The 1,013-nt window shown below is 45.0% G+C and carries 1 protein-coding gene; it reads right to left on the reverse strand.

Features of this window, described 5'->3' with window-relative positions; translation table 11 throughout:
- Positions 1-1,013 (reverse strand): SprB repeat-containing protein (locus IWX84_RS15325; protein WP_196851627.1); only part of this gene is annotated, 1,013 nt, incomplete at both ends.

The raw sequence follows: 1,013 nt of genomic DNA on the forward strand, positions 1-1,013 counted from the left end.
GCGGTAAGACCTGTGTACGATTTTGGAGAGGTTTGAGCCAAGTAGCCTGCACCGTTGAAGTTCACCATATAAGGACTTGTTCCTCCGCTGAATGTCACGGTTACGGAACCATCAGTTCCTCCGTTACATTTCACATCAGAATGGGCATCTGTTGCTACCAAAATAGTTGGTTGTGCAATAGTTTCTGAACCTTGCATAGTACATCCGTTGGCATCTTTTACAATCCAAGTATACGTACCGGCGGTAAGACCTGTGTACGCTTTTGGAGAAGTTTGAGCCAAGTAGCCTGCGCCATTGAAGTTCACCATATAAGGAGCTGTTCCACCTGAGAATGTTACGGTTACGGAACCATCAGTTCCTCCGTTACATTTCACATCAGTATGAGCATCTGTTGCTACCAAGATACTTGGTTGTGCAATAGTTTCAGAACCAGATTGTTCACATCCATACGCATCTTGAACTATCCAAGTATATGTACCGGCTGCAAGACCTGTATACACTTTTGGAGAGGTTTGAGCTACGAATCCTGCGCCATTGAAGTTCACCATATAACCGCTTACTCCACCGCTGAATGTTACGGTTACGGAACCATCAGTTCCTCCGTTACATTTCACATCAGTATGGGCATCTGTCACAACAACTGCACTAGGTTGTCGAATCACTTTTGAACCTGATTGTATACATCCGTTGGCATCTTTAACTACCCAAGAGTACGTACCGGCGGTAAGATCTGTATAAGCGATTGGAGAAGTTTGTGCCAAGAAACCAGCGCCATTGAAGTTCACCATATAAGGACCGGTTCCACCGCTGAATGCTAGCGTTACATGACCATCGTTTCCTCCATTACATTTCACATCGCACTGAGTATCTACTACTACCAAAATAGTTGGTTGTGCAATAGTTTCGGAACCTTCTATTATACATCCGTTGGCATCTTTAACAATCCAAGTGTACGTACCGGCGGTAAGACCTGTGTACGATTTTGGAGAGGCTTGAGCCAAGTAGCCTGCACC

Origin of the sequence: Flavobacterium sp. CG_9.10, assembly GCF_015752245.1 — a bacterium.
Classification (GTDB): Bacteria; Bacteroidota; Bacteroidia; order Flavobacteriales; family Flavobacteriaceae; genus Flavobacterium.